The sequence below is a fragment of the Aestuariibacter salexigens DSM 15300 genome, assembly GCF_000429145.1.
Taxonomy (GTDB): domain Bacteria; phylum Pseudomonadota; class Gammaproteobacteria; order Enterobacterales; family Alteromonadaceae; genus Aestuariibacter; species Aestuariibacter salexigens.
Genome location: NZ_AUBH01000001.1, coordinates 367,018 through 384,046, shown reverse-complemented (window position 1 = coordinate 384,046; position 17,029 = coordinate 367,018). Strand labels below are relative to the sequence as shown.

General features: G+C 47.6%; 16 protein-coding genes. 10 read left to right on the top strand and 6 right to left on the bottom strand.

Annotation, left to right across the window (positions count from 1 at the left end):
* Nucleotides 1-76: 76 nt before the first annotated feature.
* Nucleotides 77-1,603 (bottom strand): fumarate hydratase, encoded by a 1,527-nt coding sequence (locus G441_RS0101810; protein ID WP_026374771.1) that lies wholly within the window; start codon nt 1,601-1,603, stop codon nt 77-79.
* 104 nt (nt 1,604-1,707) lie between these two features.
* Here G441_RS0101810 and pabB point away from each other — a divergent pair, with 104 nt between their 5' ends.
* From pabB to G441_RS0101795, 3 genes are all read left to right on the top strand, one after another.
* The gene (gene pabB, locus G441_RS0101805; protein WP_026374770.1) at nt 1,708-3,111 is read left to right on the top strand and encodes an aminodeoxychorismate synthase component I; all 1,404 of its coding nucleotides are present in this window, start codon (nt 1,708-1,710) and stop codon (nt 3,109-3,111) included.
* Complete coding sequence (locus G441_RS0101800; RefSeq protein WP_026374769.1) at nt 3,104-3,685, top strand: CoA pyrophosphatase; 582 nt, start codon at nt 3,104-3,106, stop codon at nt 3,683-3,685. The genes pabB and G441_RS0101800 overlap by 8 nt, the downstream gene beginning before the upstream one ends.
* Nucleotides 3,686-3,796: 111 nt before the next feature.
* Nucleotides 3,797-5,170 carry an L-serine ammonia-lyase gene (locus G441_RS0101795; RefSeq protein ID WP_026374768.1) on the top strand — a complete coding sequence of 458 codons (1,374 nt, stop codon included), beginning with the start codon at nt 3,797-3,799 and terminating at the stop codon, nt 5,168-5,170.
* A gap of 75 nt (nt 5,171-5,245) precedes the next feature.
* Here the strand turns inward: G441_RS0101795 and G441_RS17665 are convergent, their stop codons facing one another.
* A complete protein-coding gene (locus G441_RS17665; protein WP_051275257.1) occupies nt 5,246-6,172 on the bottom strand; it encodes a GGDEF domain-containing response regulator in 927 nt (308 codons plus the stop codon).
* Nucleotides 6,173-6,192: 20 nt separating this feature from the next.
* The gene (cysB, locus tag G441_RS0101785) at nt 6,193-7,167 is read right to left on the bottom strand and encodes an HTH-type transcriptional regulator CysB (RefSeq protein ID WP_026374767.1); all 975 of its coding nucleotides are present in this window, start codon (nt 7,165-7,167) and stop codon (nt 6,193-6,195) included.
* A 195-nt stretch (nt 7,168-7,362) separates the two neighbouring features.
* Between cysB and G441_RS0101780 the strand changes: the two genes are divergently transcribed.
* Nucleotides 7,363-8,055 (top strand): sensor histidine kinase, encoded by a 693-nt coding sequence (locus G441_RS0101780; RefSeq protein ID WP_026374766.1) that lies wholly within the window; start codon nt 7,363-7,365, stop codon nt 8,053-8,055.
* Nucleotides 8,056-8,148: 93 nt separating this feature from the next.
* Nucleotides 8,149-8,913 (top strand): hypothetical protein, encoded by a 765-nt coding sequence (locus G441_RS0101775; RefSeq protein WP_026374765.1) that lies wholly within the window; start codon nt 8,149-8,151, stop codon nt 8,911-8,913.
* A 7-nt stretch (nt 8,914-8,920) separates the two neighbouring features.
* On the opposite strand, the gene G441_RS0101770 is transcribed toward G441_RS0101775, so the two are convergent.
* Nucleotides 8,921-9,805 (bottom strand): LysR family transcriptional regulator, encoded by an 885-nt coding sequence (locus G441_RS0101770; protein ID WP_026374764.1) that lies wholly within the window; start codon nt 9,803-9,805, stop codon nt 8,921-8,923.
* A gap of 108 nt (nt 9,806-9,913) precedes the next feature.
* Between G441_RS0101770 and G441_RS0101765 the strand changes: the two genes are divergently transcribed.
* From G441_RS0101765 to G441_RS17655, 5 genes are all read left to right on the top strand, one after another.
* On the top strand, nt 9,914-10,618 hold the full coding sequence (locus G441_RS0101765; protein WP_026374763.1) for a CoA transferase subunit A: 705 nt from the start codon (nt 9,914-9,916) through the stop codon (nt 10,616-10,618).
* 2 nt (nt 10,619-10,620) lie between these two features.
* Nucleotides 10,621-11,277, top strand: a complete 657-nt coding sequence (locus tag G441_RS0101760) for a CoA transferase subunit B (protein ID WP_026374762.1) — start codon at nt 10,621-10,623, stop codon at nt 11,275-11,277.
* Between the two features lie 133 nt (nt 11,278-11,410).
* Nucleotides 11,411-12,724, top strand: a complete 1,314-nt coding sequence (locus G441_RS0101755; protein ID WP_026374761.1) for a DEAD/DEAH box helicase — start codon at nt 11,411-11,413, stop codon at nt 12,722-12,724.
* Between the two features lie 78 nt (nt 12,725-12,802).
* Entirely contained in the window at nt 12,803-14,362 is a 1,560-nt protein-coding gene (locus G441_RS19125) for a sensor domain-containing diguanylate cyclase (protein ID WP_026374760.1), read from the top strand.
* 132 nt (nt 14,363-14,494) lie between these two features.
* Entirely contained in the window at nt 14,495-15,646 is a 1,152-nt protein-coding gene (locus tag G441_RS17655) for a DUF5694 domain-containing protein (protein ID WP_156896247.1), read from the top strand.
* Nucleotides 15,647-15,685: 39 nt separating this feature from the next.
* Here G441_RS17655 and G441_RS0101740 read toward each other — a convergent pair whose 3' ends face one another.
* Nucleotides 15,686-15,934: an EF-hand domain-containing protein gene (locus G441_RS0101740; protein WP_026374759.1), complete on the bottom strand. Its 249-nt coding sequence runs from the start codon at nt 15,932-15,934 to the stop codon at nt 15,686-15,688.
* 78 nt (nt 15,935-16,012) lie between these two features.
* Nucleotides 16,013-17,008 (bottom strand): oxygen-dependent tRNA uridine(34) hydroxylase TrhO, encoded by a 996-nt coding sequence (gene trhO, locus G441_RS0101735; protein WP_026374758.1) that lies wholly within the window; start codon nt 17,006-17,008, stop codon nt 16,013-16,015.
* Between the last annotated feature and the right edge of the window lie 21 nt (nt 17,009-17,029).

The following is a 17,029-nucleotide window of genomic DNA, read 5'->3' as shown; positions in this document are numbered from 1 at the left end:
AGCAATTATTCTTATTAAAACAAAAAAGCGCCGATAGAGACTATCTGGCGCTTACAACTTTGACAAGTGACGTGACTTAACTCAAGGCTTTGTCGAGATCTTCTATCTTGGCTTTCCAAATCGCGGGGCCGGTCTCGTGGGCGTTGGCGCCTGAGCTATCTACTGCAACGGTGACTGGCATATCCTCGACTTCAAACTCGTAGATGGCTTCCATACCGAGATCTTCAAATGCTACCACTCTGGCTTTCTTGATTGCTTTTGAAACCAGATAGGCAGCGCCGCCTACAGCCATCAGGTACACCGCTTTGTGCTTGGCAATAGACTCAACAGTAGCCGGCCCACGCTCCGCTTTACCAATCATGCCGATTAAACCGGTTTGATCGAGCATCATATCGGTGAATTTATCCATTCGTGTTGCCGTTGTCGGACCAGCAGGGCCGACCACTTCATCACCGACAGCATCTACAGGACCCACGTAATAAATGAATTTATTGGTCAAATCCACGCCATCAGGCAAGCCTTCACCGTTGTCCAGCATTGACTGAATACGCTTATGGGCCGCATCGCGACCGGTCAACATTTTTCCTGACAACAGCACGGTTTCACCGACTTTCCAGTCCAGAATATCGTCTTTGGTCACTTCATCAAGATTGACGCGACGGGTATTTTCACCCACTTCCCAGGTGACTTCCGGCCAGTCTTCTAATTTAGGCGCTTTGAGCTGTGCAGGACCACTGCCGTCGAGATAGAAATGCGCATGACGGGTTGCCGCGCAGTTAGGGATCATGACCACAGGTTTGGACGCTGCGTGAGTGGGCATGGATTTGATTTTCACGTCTACCACGGTAGTCAGGCCGCCAAGACCTTGTGCGCCAATGCCCAGCTTGTTGACCTTTTCAAAGATTTCCAGACGTAATTTCTCGTCTGTTGTCTGCGGGCCACGCGCCATTAGTTCATGAATGTCGACCGGATCCATCAGGCTTTCCTTGGCAAGCACACCAGCTTTTTCGGCCGTACCGCCGATGCCCAGTCCAAGCATCCCCGGTGGGCACCAGCCAGCGCCCATGGTAGGCAACGTTTTCACTACCCACTCTGCTATGTCGTCACTCGGGTTGAGCATGACCATTTTGGATTTATTTTCTGAGCCGCCACCTTTGGCTGCGATCATGACTTCTATTTTGTCGCCGGCAACCATATCTATGTGGACGACCGCAGGGGTGTTATCCTTGGTATTCTTGCGTGCTCCTGCCGGGTCAGCGACGATAGACGCCCGCAATGGATTATCAGGATTGGTATAGGCTCGGCGCGTACCTTCGTCGACCATTTCCTGCACCGTCATATCGGTTTTATCCCATTGCACCTGCATGCCGATTTTAACAAAGCAAGTGACGATACCCGTATCCTGGCAAAGCGGACGATGACCCTCTGCTGACATTCTGGAATTCACCAGAATTTGTGCCATCGCATCTTTCGCAGCCTGGCTTTGTTCTTTGTGATAAGCCTCTTCTACCGCTTTTATGTAGTCGAGTGGGTGGTAATACGAGATGAACTGGAGCGCATCTTCTATGCTATCGATAAAGTCCTGTTGACGAATAGTGGTCATCTTATCCCCGTCAGGTGTAGTGTACAAAGAAGGCCAGTATGATAACCTGCGCTGCGCTTTTCGGCCAATAAAACCCGGTCCGACTTTCAGTGATTAGACGTAATATGATTAACGCTGCACCCACAATTGACATACAAAAGCTGACCATATCTGCTGACACATCCATTCAGGATATTTTCGCGCATTTCGCTGCCAAGCCATGGGCCATGTTATTAGACACCTGCAACAGTCGTAAAAGTAATGGTCGCTTTGACATCATGGTAGCGGATCCGGTCATCACCTATGAAACACGAGGCAAGGTAACCCGAATTCACTACACGCTGTCTGACGCCGTGACGCAAAGCACCGATGATCCTTTCGTGTTGCTCGATCAGGGGTTTACTTCCTTTATGGATTCAGTCTCCGTTCCAGACGCGCCCACTGATTTGCCGTTTTTATGTGGTGCGCTGGGATACTTCGCATATGATCTCGGCCGCCACATTGAACGTTTGCCCGAGCTGGCAACAACCGAGATCAATGCCCCGGACATGGCGGTCGGTCTGTATAGCTGGTCGGTTATCAAAGACAACATAAGCGGTGAGTTTTATCTTGCCCGTCTTCCACATCTGCCCGCTCCTACCCCAGAGGCAATAGAGACGCTTGCACAATTAAAACGTCCCCCCACGTTTTTTCAATTAACCAGTGATTGGCAGGCGAATATGAGCAAGCAAACCTACACCAATAAAATTAACCGTATCCTCGATTATCTGGCCGCTGGCGATTGTTATCAGGTTAATTTTGCGCAACGATTCAATGCGACATATGACGGAGATGAATGGCAGGCGTATACCTCACTTTGTGAGGCTAACCAATCGCCTTTTTCCGCATTTATCCGCCTTGCCGATAGTTGCGTCATGAGTATTTCCCCCGAACGTTTCCTGTCAGTCAACGATGGACAGGTACAAACCAAACCGATTAAAGGTACACGACCCCGCGCCGCCGATCCTGAGCAAGACGCGTTACTGCAACAGCAGTTGCAGCAGTCAGAAAAAGACCGTGCCGAAAACCTGATGATCGTTGACCTACTGCGCAACGATATCAGCAAAGCCTGCACGCCGGGCAGTGTAAAGGTGCCCAAACTATTTGAAATAGAGTCCTACGCGGCGGTGCATCATCTGGTGAGTACCGTTGAAGGAGAATTACAGCATGATGCAACCGTGATGGACCTGTTGCGAGGTGCATTTCCCGGCGGCTCTATTACCGGTGCGCCAAAAGTACGTGCAATGGAAATCATCGAGGAACTGGAGCCTAATCGCCGTCATGTGTATTGTGGAAGCATTGGTTACATTGGTGTAAAAAGAGACATGGATACCTCAATATGTATTAGAACACTGCAGACCTACCAGGGTTCTATTTACTGTTGGGCAGGCGGTGGCATAGTGATGGATTCTTCTCCTGACAGCGAATATCAGGAAAGCCTGGATAAAGTCAGCAAAATCCTACCCGTACTTGAGAAGTGCAGTGGATAAAAATCTATTCATACAGCGCTTTCATCATTTAAGACTGGTAAGGCAGGAAGATGACTTCCCGCTCAGCAAGCCCGGCCGCCCCGCTGCTGTCCTGTTCCCTATTGTAGACAGACTTGAACAGCTCACCGTGCTTTTCACCCGTCGGTCTTCGCATTTAAAGAATCATGCCGGTCAGGTCAGTTTTCCCGGCGGCAAGCAGGAGCCTGATGATGAAGATCTGCTCGCCACTGCGTTGCGCGAAACCCGCGAAGAGATTGGGCTTGCAGATGCACATATCGAGGTCATTGGGCAACTACCGCGATTCCGGACCATTAGTTATTTTGAAGTAGTACCGTATATTGGCATTGTCACACCGCCATTTGAGTTGACCCTGGATCGCAATGAGGTGGAAGAAGTCTTTGAGGTACCACTGGCGTATCTATTAGACATGAATAACCACCACATTCAGTGGTTCACGCGCCACGGAAAACAACGGCCAGTCTATTTTATTCCCTGGAATGATCTGCATATTTGGGGGGCGACGGCATCATTTGTTCGTAACCTTGCCTATCATTTCAATGAAGATATCAACTAATCTTTACATTCGATTAACTTAACTAATCATTCAGATTAGCTAAATTAACTTGAGCGATCGCGCACTCACCCCCACAATAGGCGCGTTTACAGCAAAGCGAACCCTTTTATAATGATTAGTGTTTTTGACATGTTTAGCATCGGCATTGGCCCTTCCAGTAGTCACACGGTAGGCCCGATGCGCGCAGGTAAAGACTTTTGTGATTTACTGGATAAGCAACAGCTTCTTAAATCTGTCGACCGCGTCAAGGTAGAACTGTTCGGCTCGCTTGGACAAACCGGTAAAGGACACGGAACGGGTAAAGCCGTGATCCTGGGACTGCTGGGACTTGAGCCAGAGACAGTAGATGTCAGTCAGGTCGATTCGCTGCTTGCTGATATTCACCACACCCAAAAGCTGCACTTGAATGGTAGCCATACGGTGGCGTTCCCGCGTGAGGGAGCCATTGTTTTTCATCGTCGCAAAACGCTCAAAAAACACGCCAATGCCCTCACCTTTCATGCAATACAGGGTGATGATATTTTCCTTTCACAAACATATTATTCCATCGGCGGCGGTTTTATCCTCAAAGAAGAAGAGTTTGATGAGTATAAACAGTCAGCCTTAATCAAAGCGGATGAGCCTACTCCTTACCCGTTTAGCACTGCCGGACAGCTCATATCCCTGTGCAGAGAAAATGGCCTGACAATAAGCGGCCTGATGATGGCCAATGAATCAGCGTTTGCGCCAAAGCAGCAAATTAAGCAGAAGCTTGCTCACATATGGCAAGTAATGCGCGAGTGCATTGAAAATGGCATTAATACTGAAGGATTACTGCCTGGCGGATTGAAAGTGACCCGTCGTGCGCCCGCGCTTTATCGTCGCTTACAGACGGAGAAATCCGCCGATCCCATGCAGGCGATGGACTGGGTAAATATGTTCGCGCTGGCAGTCAATGAAGAAAACGCAGCGGGTGGAAGAGTCGTCACCGCACCGACCAACGGGGCGGCAGGTATTATTCCAGCAGTATTAAGTTACTTTGATAAATTTGTGCGCCCGGTAGACGATGAGACAGCCTGTCGTTTTCTGCTTACCGCTGCGGCTATTGGTATTTTATACAAAAAGAACGCGTCTATTTCTGGTGCCGAAGTCGGCTGTCAAGGTGAAGTCGGCGTTGCATGCTCCATGGCAGCAGGCGCACTAACTGAAATCCTCGGTGGCTCACCAGCCGCAGTTGAAAATGCGGCTGAAATTGGCATGGAGCACAATCTGGGCCTGACATGCGATCCCGTTGGCGGGCTGGTTCAGGTGCCGTGCATCGAGCGCAACGCGATGGGCGCGATCAAAGCAATCAACGCGTCGAGACTTGCCTTGCGTGGCAGTGGTGAACACAAAGTGTCGCTGGATAAAGTGATCAAGACGATGTGGGACACCGGCAACGACATGAAAACCAAATACAAAGAAACGGCCCGAGGCGGACTGGCGGTGAATATTATCGAGTGTTGATTATGGCAGTTCCCCGCCTGCGCGGGGAAGACGTTGAATCGCGGGGAAGACAAATTAAAAGGCGTAGGCGGGAACCTAACCTGTCACCCGGTTTCTACCCTGCTGCTTTGACTTATACAAATTTTCATCGGCCTCGCCGACCAGACTTTCCCAACTGTTCACTTTGTTCGAGCTAGCCACACCTATCGATACCGTTACCACCTTAAATGACGATTTCTCGTGCTCCATCTGTGCTTTTTCTACATTGGCTCTGATACGTTCTGCGACAATCCTTGCTGTTTCTATCGACTCACCTCTTAGCACGATCAGGAATTCTTCCCCACCAAACCTGAATGCGGTTTCGGAGTCGCCACGAGTGTTTTCAGTGAGTAGCTGACCTATAGATTCTAAACATTCGTCACCCGCTTGATGACCATAATGATCGTTGTACTGCTTAAAATAGTCGATATCGATAACCAGCAAAGAAATCAATGTATTACGAGAGCTTTCAATATCGCTGACCATCGATTCCAGACTGCGTCTGTTTGGAAGCCCCGTTAATGCATCCTTATTTGACACTTCACGCAGCAGCTCGAACGCGAACTTGAGCTGTAAATGAGAGCCAACGCGCTGCTGAAGGGTGATTGCCTCAACAGGTTTGTGTACAAAATCGGAACATCCGGCTTCCCAGAATTTCCTCTCCACATCTTTGTCATCACTGCCTGTAACAATTAACACAGGTAACTTGGCCTTGGCATGGTGTTTGCGGATCGTTTTGCATACTGAGATGCCAGTGGAGTCTGGTAAATGGTGATCGAGCACGACCAGATCGGGCGTTTTATCTTTGATATGTTTGATTGCAGTTTTTGCATCTGGAGCGACACGGCATTTACCGTACGAAGCCAGCATGTTCTCGTACATTGCCGCCATAATAGGCGAATCTTCCACGACAAGAATGTCAGCTTCAGCACAACGGCTTTCGATTAATCTATCGAATTCAACGTTATCACTGTAAAGAGGCATAAATCTCCAGACGAAATACGTTATTTGACAGGGAGCGTATGATCCTTAAACATTTTCTCCACTTCGTCATTATTTTTAAGCAACATGGCCCTTTCAACTACATCCTTGGTCAGGTGCGGCGCAAATCTTTCAATAAAATCATACATATAACTACGTAAAAAGGATCCTTTCCGAAACCCGATTTTGGTGGTGCTGTACTGGAACAGATGGCTGGCATCAATTTTGACCAAATCATTGTCCAGTTTTTCATCTACTGCCATAGATGCAATAACACCAATCCCGACTCCCAGCCGAACATAGGTTTTAATCACATCCGCATCGGTCGCAGTGAAAACAATTTTGGGCTTCAAACCCGCGCGGTCGAACGCCTGATCCAATTCAGAACGGCCGGTAAATCCAAACACATAGGTTACCAATGGATGATGAGCAATATCCTGAATATCAATGGAGGTCTTGCGGGCCAAAGGGTGCTCTTTATTGACAATAATACTGCGATTCCAGTGATAACAAGGCAGCATAACCAGATCGTTATATAAGTGCAGCGCTTCGGTCGCTATCGCAAAGTCGGCTTCACCCTTTGCTGCCAGATCGCTGATCTGTGAAGGCGTGCCCTGATGCATATGTAAAGACACCTTCGGGTATTTATGCATAAAACCCTGAATAACATCGGGAAGCGCGTAGCGGGCCTGGGTATGGGTGGTGGCGATATTCAGTTTGCCCTGATCCGGCAAGGTATGTTCCCTTGCAACGGCTTTAATGCTTTCTACTTTAGCGAGTATCTCGCGGGAAATGTTGATCACATCCTGCCCCGCATCAGTCACATGAGTAAGGTGCTTACCGCTGCGTCCAAAAATCTGAATGCCCAGTTCATCTTCCAGCATTCTTACTTGCTTACTGATCCCGGGCTGTGAGGTATACAAGCTCTCTGCCGTCGCTGAGACGTTCAGATTGTTGTTCAATACTTCAACTATGTAGCGAAGCTGCTGTAGTTTCATGCCACCCGTTCCAAAGTTTTTGCTCTCTTATATTCGAAAGTTATAAACCTATGGCGCTATTAATTCCATTAAATTTTCATAAAAAGTGCGTTTTGTCCCGTTTACACGGTTATTTACAAGCCAGCTTCAAGGTATTAAATTGACTAGTAAATCTTTATGAGTGCACAACTCTACGCAGCCGGGGCAGCGGGCAATATGGCCGATAACAAACCGCAGATTGATTTCGCAACCGTGCTGGCGGCAGCGGTTCACGATATGAAAAATTCACTGTGTCTGATGATGCAGTCCATCGAAAACCTGAGTGACAACCTTCCCCATGGGGATAATAACGTTCAACGTCGACTGGCTGATGTGCATTATGAATCCAGTCGATTAAATACCGGTCTTGTGCAATTGCTGTCACTGTTTCGCTCTGAGCTCGACGCGCTGCCCGTCAACATCGATGAGTGCTTTTTAGATGATCTAATGGATGAACTGGTTGCCAGCAATCATCGCTATGCGCAGCAAAAAGATATTGAAATTGATGTCAACGTTGAACCGGATCTCTGCTGGTATCTCGATTTCGACCTGGTGTATATGTTACTTAACGATGTCTTGATAAACGCCATGCGTTACGGAAAAAGTGCCATTCGCTTAAGTGCCTCGTCTTGTTCTGATGGTTTACATATCACAATAGAAGATGATGGTCCCGGATATCCCGAAGGCATGCTTGAGGCACAGGATATACATATGCAGGATGTCCAAATAAGACAAGGCCGCACGGGGCTTGGTTTGTTCTTCGCCCGACTGATAGCTAATACCCATAGCCGAAATGGTATACGCGGAAAAATTGAATTATCGAACGGTGGGTCGTTAGGTGGTAGTGTATTTAAATTGAATTTGCCCTAATATTCAGGTCTATACGTGCCGTTATTCTATAAATAACATGTCGTAGTGCGCACGCAACGCCAGATTGTCGTTACAGGAACCAACACCGAGATGATGTTTACAATAATCATAATTCTTATCGTGACACTCATTGTTGCCGCGATCATCATCAATGCCATGCAGCAACATAAGGAAAAGGTTGAGGCAGAAAAGCGAACGGAAATCGCCAAACAGCGCTCAATCGTAGACGAAACTGAAAACGTCTTGATGGCTGCTGGCCAGATGCCTATTTCCCAAAAGGTGATATCGATCCTGCAGACCCGGGTAAATAACGCACTACGCGTTATGTACGAACTCAATCCCTCTCAGGCCGATATCAAACAGCGCATTAAGGATGCTGATGACAGATTGAAATCGATCAGTCTGGACGAACCTACTAACTCGCAAGACAGCTTTGTACTGCCTGATAATGACAAGATGATCATCCAGTACATTCAGGCGATAAAAAAACTACGCGTGTTACTTCGCTCAGAACATACCAAAGGCAAAGTCGATACGCAGACGTTTATGCGTGAAGATAAGACGTTGGAAAAATTGCAGCTGCGCGTTAACGTGGAGACGCTGGTCAAACGCGGTGCGGCTGCAATGAATACCAACATGCTAGGCTCTGCTCGACAGTATTTTGAAAAGGCCATCGCGGCGCTGGATGCACAAACGCAGCCTGACGACTATGTGATGCAACGCAAGCAACAGCTCCAGGAGCAGTTACAGACCATTCAGGACAATCTGCGTAACGTCAACGCTCAGGATAGAGCTAAAAAGCAGGCTGAAGAGCGTGACGAACTGGACGAACTGTTCGCGCCCAAGAAAAAGTGGTAACACCGCACTAGCTTTGGCGCTCTGTAGCTAACTTCCACAGCGCACTGGCGGGCACCGATAGCGTGTTTCGGCTGGTTTTAATCATACCCAATGATTTACGTAAATTTTTTCCTTCGATGCTGATACAACGCAGGCCCATTTCATTCATTTGGGTCTGGCATAAGCCCGGCACGACCGAAATGCCCAATCCATGGCGAACAAATTTACCCAAGGTATTCAGTTGCCCTGCTTCAGCAACAGTATTCAACTGCAAATTTTTCTCGGCAATAAATCGTTCAACCCATTTTCTTACCGTTGACTCTCGATTCATTAGAACAAAAGGGTACGCAGACAATTGTTGCCAAGTTACCCTGGCCTTTGACGCAAGCGAATGGTCAGGCGGCACCACAGCAATAAATTCATCTTCATTGATGACATGGAAGTCAAACCCTTCCATATGTTCATGCTCAAAGGTAAAACCTAGCTCCGCCCTGCCACTGGCGACGAACTGAAACACTGTTTCCATCACCACATCGTGCACCTGCAGTTTTATATTCGGCCATTGCTGATGAAACTGATTCAACAGAATGGGCAAGCCTGCGGATGAAAACGACGGCATGGCAGCAACGGACAACTTTCCCTGTTGCATCGCAAACAAGTTGTGCATGTCTGCCATCGCATCTTCCCAGTCACGTAGCAAACGGGTAGCGATAGGGAGAAAAGCCTGTCCTTCCGGGCTTAGACTCACTTTTCGTGTTGTTCTTGAAAACAGCTGGCCGCCAAGCTGTTGCTCAAGCTTTTTAATGGCTGTAGACAGGGCCGGCTGAGACAGGTGCATTTTTTCCGCGGCCTCAGCGAATGTCGCGGATTGCGCCACATTAACGAAAGCCAAAAGACTTTTATTTGAAATCACTTTTATTCCAATTTATTTATTAATTATAAAATAAAATTAATTTTACAAATAAACAACAACCACTGATACTTGACGCACATTTTTTGTTAACTCATCTCGGAGCTCACTATGTCAGGTTTCGACAAAGTCGTGACATCATATGAAGAGGCGATGGCTGGACTGCAAGACGGTATGACCGTGATTGCTGGCGGCTTTGGTCTATGCGGTATCCCGGAAGGATTGATTGCGCAAATCAAGCGCATGGGCACCAGGCAGCTGACGGTTGTGTCTAACAACTGTGGCGTTGACGGATTTGGACTGGGCGTCCTTCTCGAAGACAAACAAATAAAAAAGATGGTGTCTTCTTACGTCGGAGAGAACGCTCTGTTCGAAAAACAGTTGCTAAATGGTGAGCTGGAGGTCGAACTGACGCCGCAGGGCACTCTGGCTGAGAAAATGCGCGCAGGGGGCGCTGGCATTCCGGCTTTCTTTACCGCGACGGGCTATGGCACACCGGTCGGCGATGGCAAGGAAGTACGTGAATTTAACGGCCGTCCTTACATTCTGGAAGAAGCCATTACTGGTGACTTCGCGATTGTTAAGGCCTGGAAAGCAGACCGTTATGGCAACTGTGTATACCGTCATACAGCACAGAACTTTAACCCGATGGCTGCTACGGCCGGGAAAATAACTGTGGTTGAAGTGGAAGAGATTGTCGAACCCGGTGAGCTTGATCCGAGCCAAATTCATACTCCAGGCATTTATGTAAACCGCGTTATTCGCGGCACGTTTGAAAAACGTATCGAACGACTGCACGTTCGTGAGGAGGCGTAATCATGGCATTGACAAGAGAACAAATTGCACAACGCGTAGCACGTGAATTCAAAGACGGTGATTACGTCAATCTTGGCATTGGTATTCCTACCCTGGCCGCTAACTATGTACCAGATGGTATTTCCGTTATGTTGCAGTCTGAGAATGGTTTGTTAGGTATGGGTCCCTACCCCACTGAAGCTCAGGTTGATGCTGACATGATCAATGCCGGCAAGGAAACGGTGACGGCAATTACAGGTTCGTCTATTTTCAGCTCAGCAGAGAGCTTTGCCATGATCCGCGGTGGTCACGTTGATATCACCGTACTCGGTGCTTTTGAGGTTGATCAGCACGGCAACATCGCATCCTGGATGATACCGGGCAAGCTGGTGAAAGGTATGGGTGGTGCCATGGACTTAGTCGCAGGCGCAAAAAATATCATCGTGACCATGACCCATGCGGACAAATACGGTAATTCCAAACTATTACCTGAATGCACCTTACCGTTAACTGGCGTTAACTGTATTACCCGGATCATTACAGATTTGGCAGTACTGGAGATCCGCGACGGTGCATTTTACCTTGCAGAGCATGCGCCCGGCGTGTCTATTGAGGAAATCAAAAAGAAAACCGCAGGTAAATTAATTGTTCCTGAACACGTTCCAGAGATGCTGTTCTAAACGATTCCGCTAATTAAAATGATTAAGCCGGGGCAATCTGCTCCGGCTTTTTTGGTTAAGTTGGCAGCAAAAACCTTCGAACTCAGGCATAATTCGCTCTATTGAAATAACATCCTTACATTCTGGATTCACCGTGAAATTTGCAGAGCTGCCCATCGACCATCGCCTCAAAAAAGTGTTGCATACTCACCAGTTTGATGAGCTTACCGACATTCAGGCACAAGCAATTCCCTATGCATTGATGGGCAAAGATCTGCTGGCATCGTCCAAAACCGGCTCAGGCAAAACGCTCGCCTATTTGATCCCTGCAGTTCATCGACTGCTAACCCAACGTCCTCTCTCTCGTCAGGATGCCAGAGTGCTTATCCTTGCTCCGACCAGAGAGCTTGCCAAGCAGGTTTATCGGGAAGCGAAATGGTTATGTGCAGCGAAGTCCTTATCCTGTGCTCTGGTCGTCGGTGGTGAAAATTTTAATGATCAGGTCAAAGCGCTGAAACGCAACCCACAGATAGTCGTTGCTACTGCCGGGCGTATTGCCGACCATCTAGAGCATCGTTCACTGTTTTTGAACGGCCTAGAATTACTGGTACTGGATGAAGCCGACAGGATGCTGGATTTGGGTTTCAAAAAAGAGTTACAGACTATCAACAAGCTTGCCGACCACCGCAAGCGGCAAACTATGATGTTTTCAGCAACGCTGGATAATGTCGAATTAGCCAGTCTGACTCAGGTACTGCTGAATGCACCTCAGCGAATCCGTATTGATGATGGCAACAGCCAGCACGAGGATATCGACCAGCGCTTTTTCTTTGCAGATGGTCCGCAACACAAAGACAACATGTTAACGCACCTGCTGACACCAGATGATACAAATCAAAGTATTGTGTTTGTGGCCACCCGTCAGGACACAGAGCGCCTGGCGGACATGTTAGCCAAATCAGGCATCGAAAGTTGTGCGCTGCACGCGGAACTAATTCAGAGTAAGCGTTCAGCAATCATGCAGGCTTTCACCGCCAATCAGTATCAGGTATTAGTGACGACTGACGTTGCGTCACGCGGCCTTGATTTGAAGCGAGTAGGCTGCGTAATCAATTACGACTTACCAAAAGCGGCAGAAGAATATGTGCATCGTATTGGCCGCACTGGCAGAGCGGGACGTAAGGGTAATGCGATGTCATTTGTCGGTCCAAAGGACTGGAATAGCTATATCCTGCTCAGTAACTTCCTCGTACAATCCATTGAAGTCACCCCTCTGGAGGGATTTAAGGGCAAATTTAGTGGCTTATCCACCACTTCGAAAAAGCCTCAAGGCGGCCGTAAAGGGAATCCTTCTAAGCAAAAAAGCAAAAAGAAAGCTCAACAACCTCATAAGACCAAACGCGTTGATACTACCGCTGGGCAGGACGTTGGTGATATGCCAATCAAAATAAAACGGGCGTCCAACTGATACAGCGACTATGATTTTCTATATTGAAGGGGCCAGTTAACCCTTCCGAACTTAGTATCGTTTATCAACAGGATCATAATGCGGTCGTTTCGCTACTACTCTGTGTATTTTTTTGTTGTATACAGTGCAGCACTGATCAGTGTGTTTCTCTGTTACCGTGTTTTTATCGAATACCCGAGTGAATTAGCTACCGTTGAAGAACATCAACGTCGAGAGCTGGAAAGCCTGCGCGCTAGCCTCGCACAAAAATTTAAAAGTTTGCAGGCAATCACGACTGATTGGGCACATTGGACAGATACGATGCAGTTTGTGCTCTCCCCTTCTGAGAATCAAGATTACATCGACGAAAATATACTTCCCAGCACGTTCGAAACCTTTGACTTAATTGCCATCGTTTATTTTGACAAGAACTTTGAAGTGGTGTTTTCCGTAGGTTATTCAGAGCAGGAAGAAGAGCTCACAGAGACAGATGAACTCATTCGCTTTCCAATCGAACAGACCTTGAATGAAGGCATTAAGCCTGGTGATGCTTGGGAAAGTCATGGTTGGATGTCGACCAACGCGGGTCCCACTGCATTTGCTATCCAATATATCAGTGATTCGAATCTGCGATCAGCCCCGGTTGGCTACCTTATGTTCGTGCAAAAAATCACTGACGACCACATCGACCGTATAGAATCGCTGACCCGATTAAAGATAGATTTTATTCCAACATCACTTAAGGACCCGCAAACTCACGGCGTTGTCTCGTTGATGACGCCTCAGTTGGTAGAAGGCTTTCAATTGCAGCGTAAGAGGCTACTGGATGACTTCAAAGGCACGCCGATCATGCTTCTTAATATTCAGCATGACCCAATTTCCCACCCACAGTTAGTTGGCTGGTCAGCCATCATTATTTTGTTCTTATTGGTTGTTGTGGTGATTGATAAAACCTTGATCCGTCAATTGTCACGAAACACGCAAAAGATCAACGCCATGATTGAAAACGGACGACTGGAATTACTGCCACAGAAGTTTCCCGTATTCGAATTAGAACAGATCCGCAGGGTATTCAATAAATCCGTTACCTTAGTTAACGAACAGCAGGAATCGTTGAAACACCTCTCATTAACTGATGAGTTGACGGGAATAGCCAATCGCAGAGCATTCAATCAATATGCACAAAACGCGTGGCATCATGCATTACGATCACATGAACTCTTCCTCATCGTCACCTTGGATATCGATTATTTCAAAAATTACAATGACGCATTAGGACATCCACAAGGAGATATCGCCTTACAAAAGGTTGCTGAAGCGTTGAGAGCTTTCTGCCGGCGTTCGGGTGAGATCTGTGCTCGCATTGGCGGGGAAGAATTTGCCATGGTGGTATGCGCCGAACATAGAACGCATGCAACACAACGCGTTGACGACATTTGTCATGCAGTTAAAGACCTGGCCATTCCTCACCCTGCTTCAGGCGTGTCAGATGTGATCACCTGCAGTATCGGCGCACTTTGCATTGAAAAACCGGATAGTGAGTTGCGACATCTGACACTGGATGACTTGCTTGCAAAAGTAGACAAAGAACTCTATCGCGCCAAACAACAAGGTAGAAATCGGGTTTCATTCAAAAGTGTGCGAGCAGATATCATCTAACGGCAATTAACTTATTAAATGCTGTTATCAGATTTGTACTCAGCGACATTATCTTCCTCTAAACGGGTTCATGTGATTATTTAAACCTTTGCTAGCTGCACTGCGACATAAAAGTAAACACAAGGACGCACCATGAATAATTGCTTTTCTCACTGCAGAGCCACGGCTTGCGTGCTGTGGATTGTTTCATTATTAACTATGTCATTTTTCGTTGCCGCTGAGCAAGTGCTACCTGGCTCGCCACTGTTTAGTCAAACGGGCGTCGCACCTTCTTTTAACTTTGCTGGCACACAAACTAACCTTGGTGGCCAACCCACTCGAATCTTAGTGCTTGGTACCACCCACCTGGCGCAGCTTGATCAGCAATCCTTTCATCCTTCACACCTGTCGCTGGTCAATGAACGACTGGCTCAGTTCGCACCCGACGTCATTGCAATTGAATCAATCAATGGCCGTGCCTGCGATGAGATACAGCGCTATGAGGCTTTGTATCCAAACGTGCAGGGATATTGCTCTGACACCACTGAAGCATTACAGGCATTGAAATTAAGCAGACCAGAGGCAGCAGCTCGCATTGAACAAATGCGGGATGCCTGGCCAGATGCACCTTCCTCCTCAGAACGACGCAGACTGGCGATGTTGTATTATGCTGCCGGTGAAACCTGGTCTGGTATTTTGCAATGGGCAATGCTGACAGAAGAGCAGCGCATTGCAGAAGATGGCGTGACAGAGTCTATGCTTGAGCGATTTAACCGTGGACTGTCTTCTCGTAACGAAAATAATCTCATCGGTGTGACGCTCGCAAAGCGGCTTGGTATTGAACAGTTATCCATGATGGATGACCACACTGCAGACTATATCTATTTGAATTCTCCCGAGGAACTGCTGTCGGTTATCAAGTCAGTCTGGAACTCCGAACATCCCAGACAGCAGTACATAGATAATCAGATGCAAATGCTAAGCGGGTCAGCGGAAAACCTTTTAAAGCAGTATCTGTTTATTAACTCAAAAAGCTACCAGCGCTTTACCATTGAGAATGATTTTGGCCTTGCCACTGCGTGGCCTGAACGGGACGGACTGGCGAGGCAGTATGTAGCCTGGTGGCAGGTGCGAGGATTACGCATGGTTGCTAACACGCTGGAAGCAGCAGCGAATCATCCGGGCGCCAGGGTATTAGTGATCACGGGGGCGTCTCATAAAGCCTATTTCGAAAGTTATCTGAATCAGATGCATGATGTTGAGCTAGTCAGCGTAGACGCTGTGCTTAACGAATTGAATGAGTAAAAAAAAGCCCGGCTGATGCCGGGCTTCTTCATCACTCGCTTAGTATTCCCACCAGCAGTCCTGCCACCATTCGAGAAATTCATCGAAGTCTATGTAGCCATCACCATTGCCGTCAATCAGTTTGAACCCTTCTTCAACGTGACTGACTTTGGTCTTTGGGGAGAGCACTGTCAGAAGTTCAATAAACTCGGACAGGTCAATCTGACCATTACCATCCTTATCGAAAAAGGCAAACTCGTCTTTCGCTTCCTGAACTTTTTCAGGGTTCAATGCTGGTCTTTGTGACATCTTTTCTTTCGCTTTTCGCTATTTTTCAGTGAGTGTACCTGTGTGCTGAAACAGAGTAAACGTTGTAGCAACTGGCAATCAGATATTTGTTTTGCCCATCGCCGCCCTGCGAGCTCGGCGTTCAGCAGCTTTCTGCTGGCGTCTAAGCTTGGTCGCCTTCCTTGCTTCACTGCCGACGTGTTCTTCGTTGCGCTGTCTGGCCAGGTTGACCTGCTTTTCTCGTTCACGAAAACGGGCAATTTGCTCTTCGCTGTGGGTGCCGAAGCAATGCGGGCAGCTTACGCCTGATTCGTACTTATCACTTTGTTTGTCTTCTTCAGTGATGGGCAGACGACAGGCATAGCACTGGTCGTAATGACTGCGTTCTAAGTCATGGTTAACGGCAACACGGTTGTCAAACACAAAACAGTCACCTTCCCACAAGGACTCTTCCTTAGGCACATCTTCAAGGTATTGCAAAATACCGCCTTCGAGATGATAGACCTCTTCAAACCCTTGTTCCTTTAGATAAGCTGTAGATTTCTCACAGCGGATCCCACCGGTACAGAACATCGCGACTTTCTTGTGTTTGGCTGGGTCGAGTTCTTTTGCGACATAATCCGGAAACTCGCGGAATGACTCGGTTTTTGGATTGATAGCATTTTTGAACGTGCCGATTTCGATTTCATAATCGTTGCGGGTGTCAATAACGGCCACATCAGGGTCCGAAATCAGCGCATTCCAATCTTTTGGCTTTACATAAGTACCCACGGTCTGTCTAGGGTCAATTCCCTCTACGCCCATGGTCACAATCTCTTTTTTCAGTTTGACCTTGGTCCGGTAGAACGGCTGTTCATCATGTAGAGATTCTTTATAAGAAATGGGGTTAATACGTGCATCCTGATTCAACCAGGCTAGCAGAGTATCAATTGCCTCTCTGGTACCGGACACTGTGCCATTGATGCCTTCTTTGGCAAGCAACAATGTGCCTTTAATATCGTTGGATTCCATGACCTCAAGGAGAGGTTGGCGAATAGATTGGTAGTCTTCAAGCGCGACGAATTTATACATCGCGCAAACAATGTAGCGTTTCATGAATTGTCCTTTGCAAGTTGG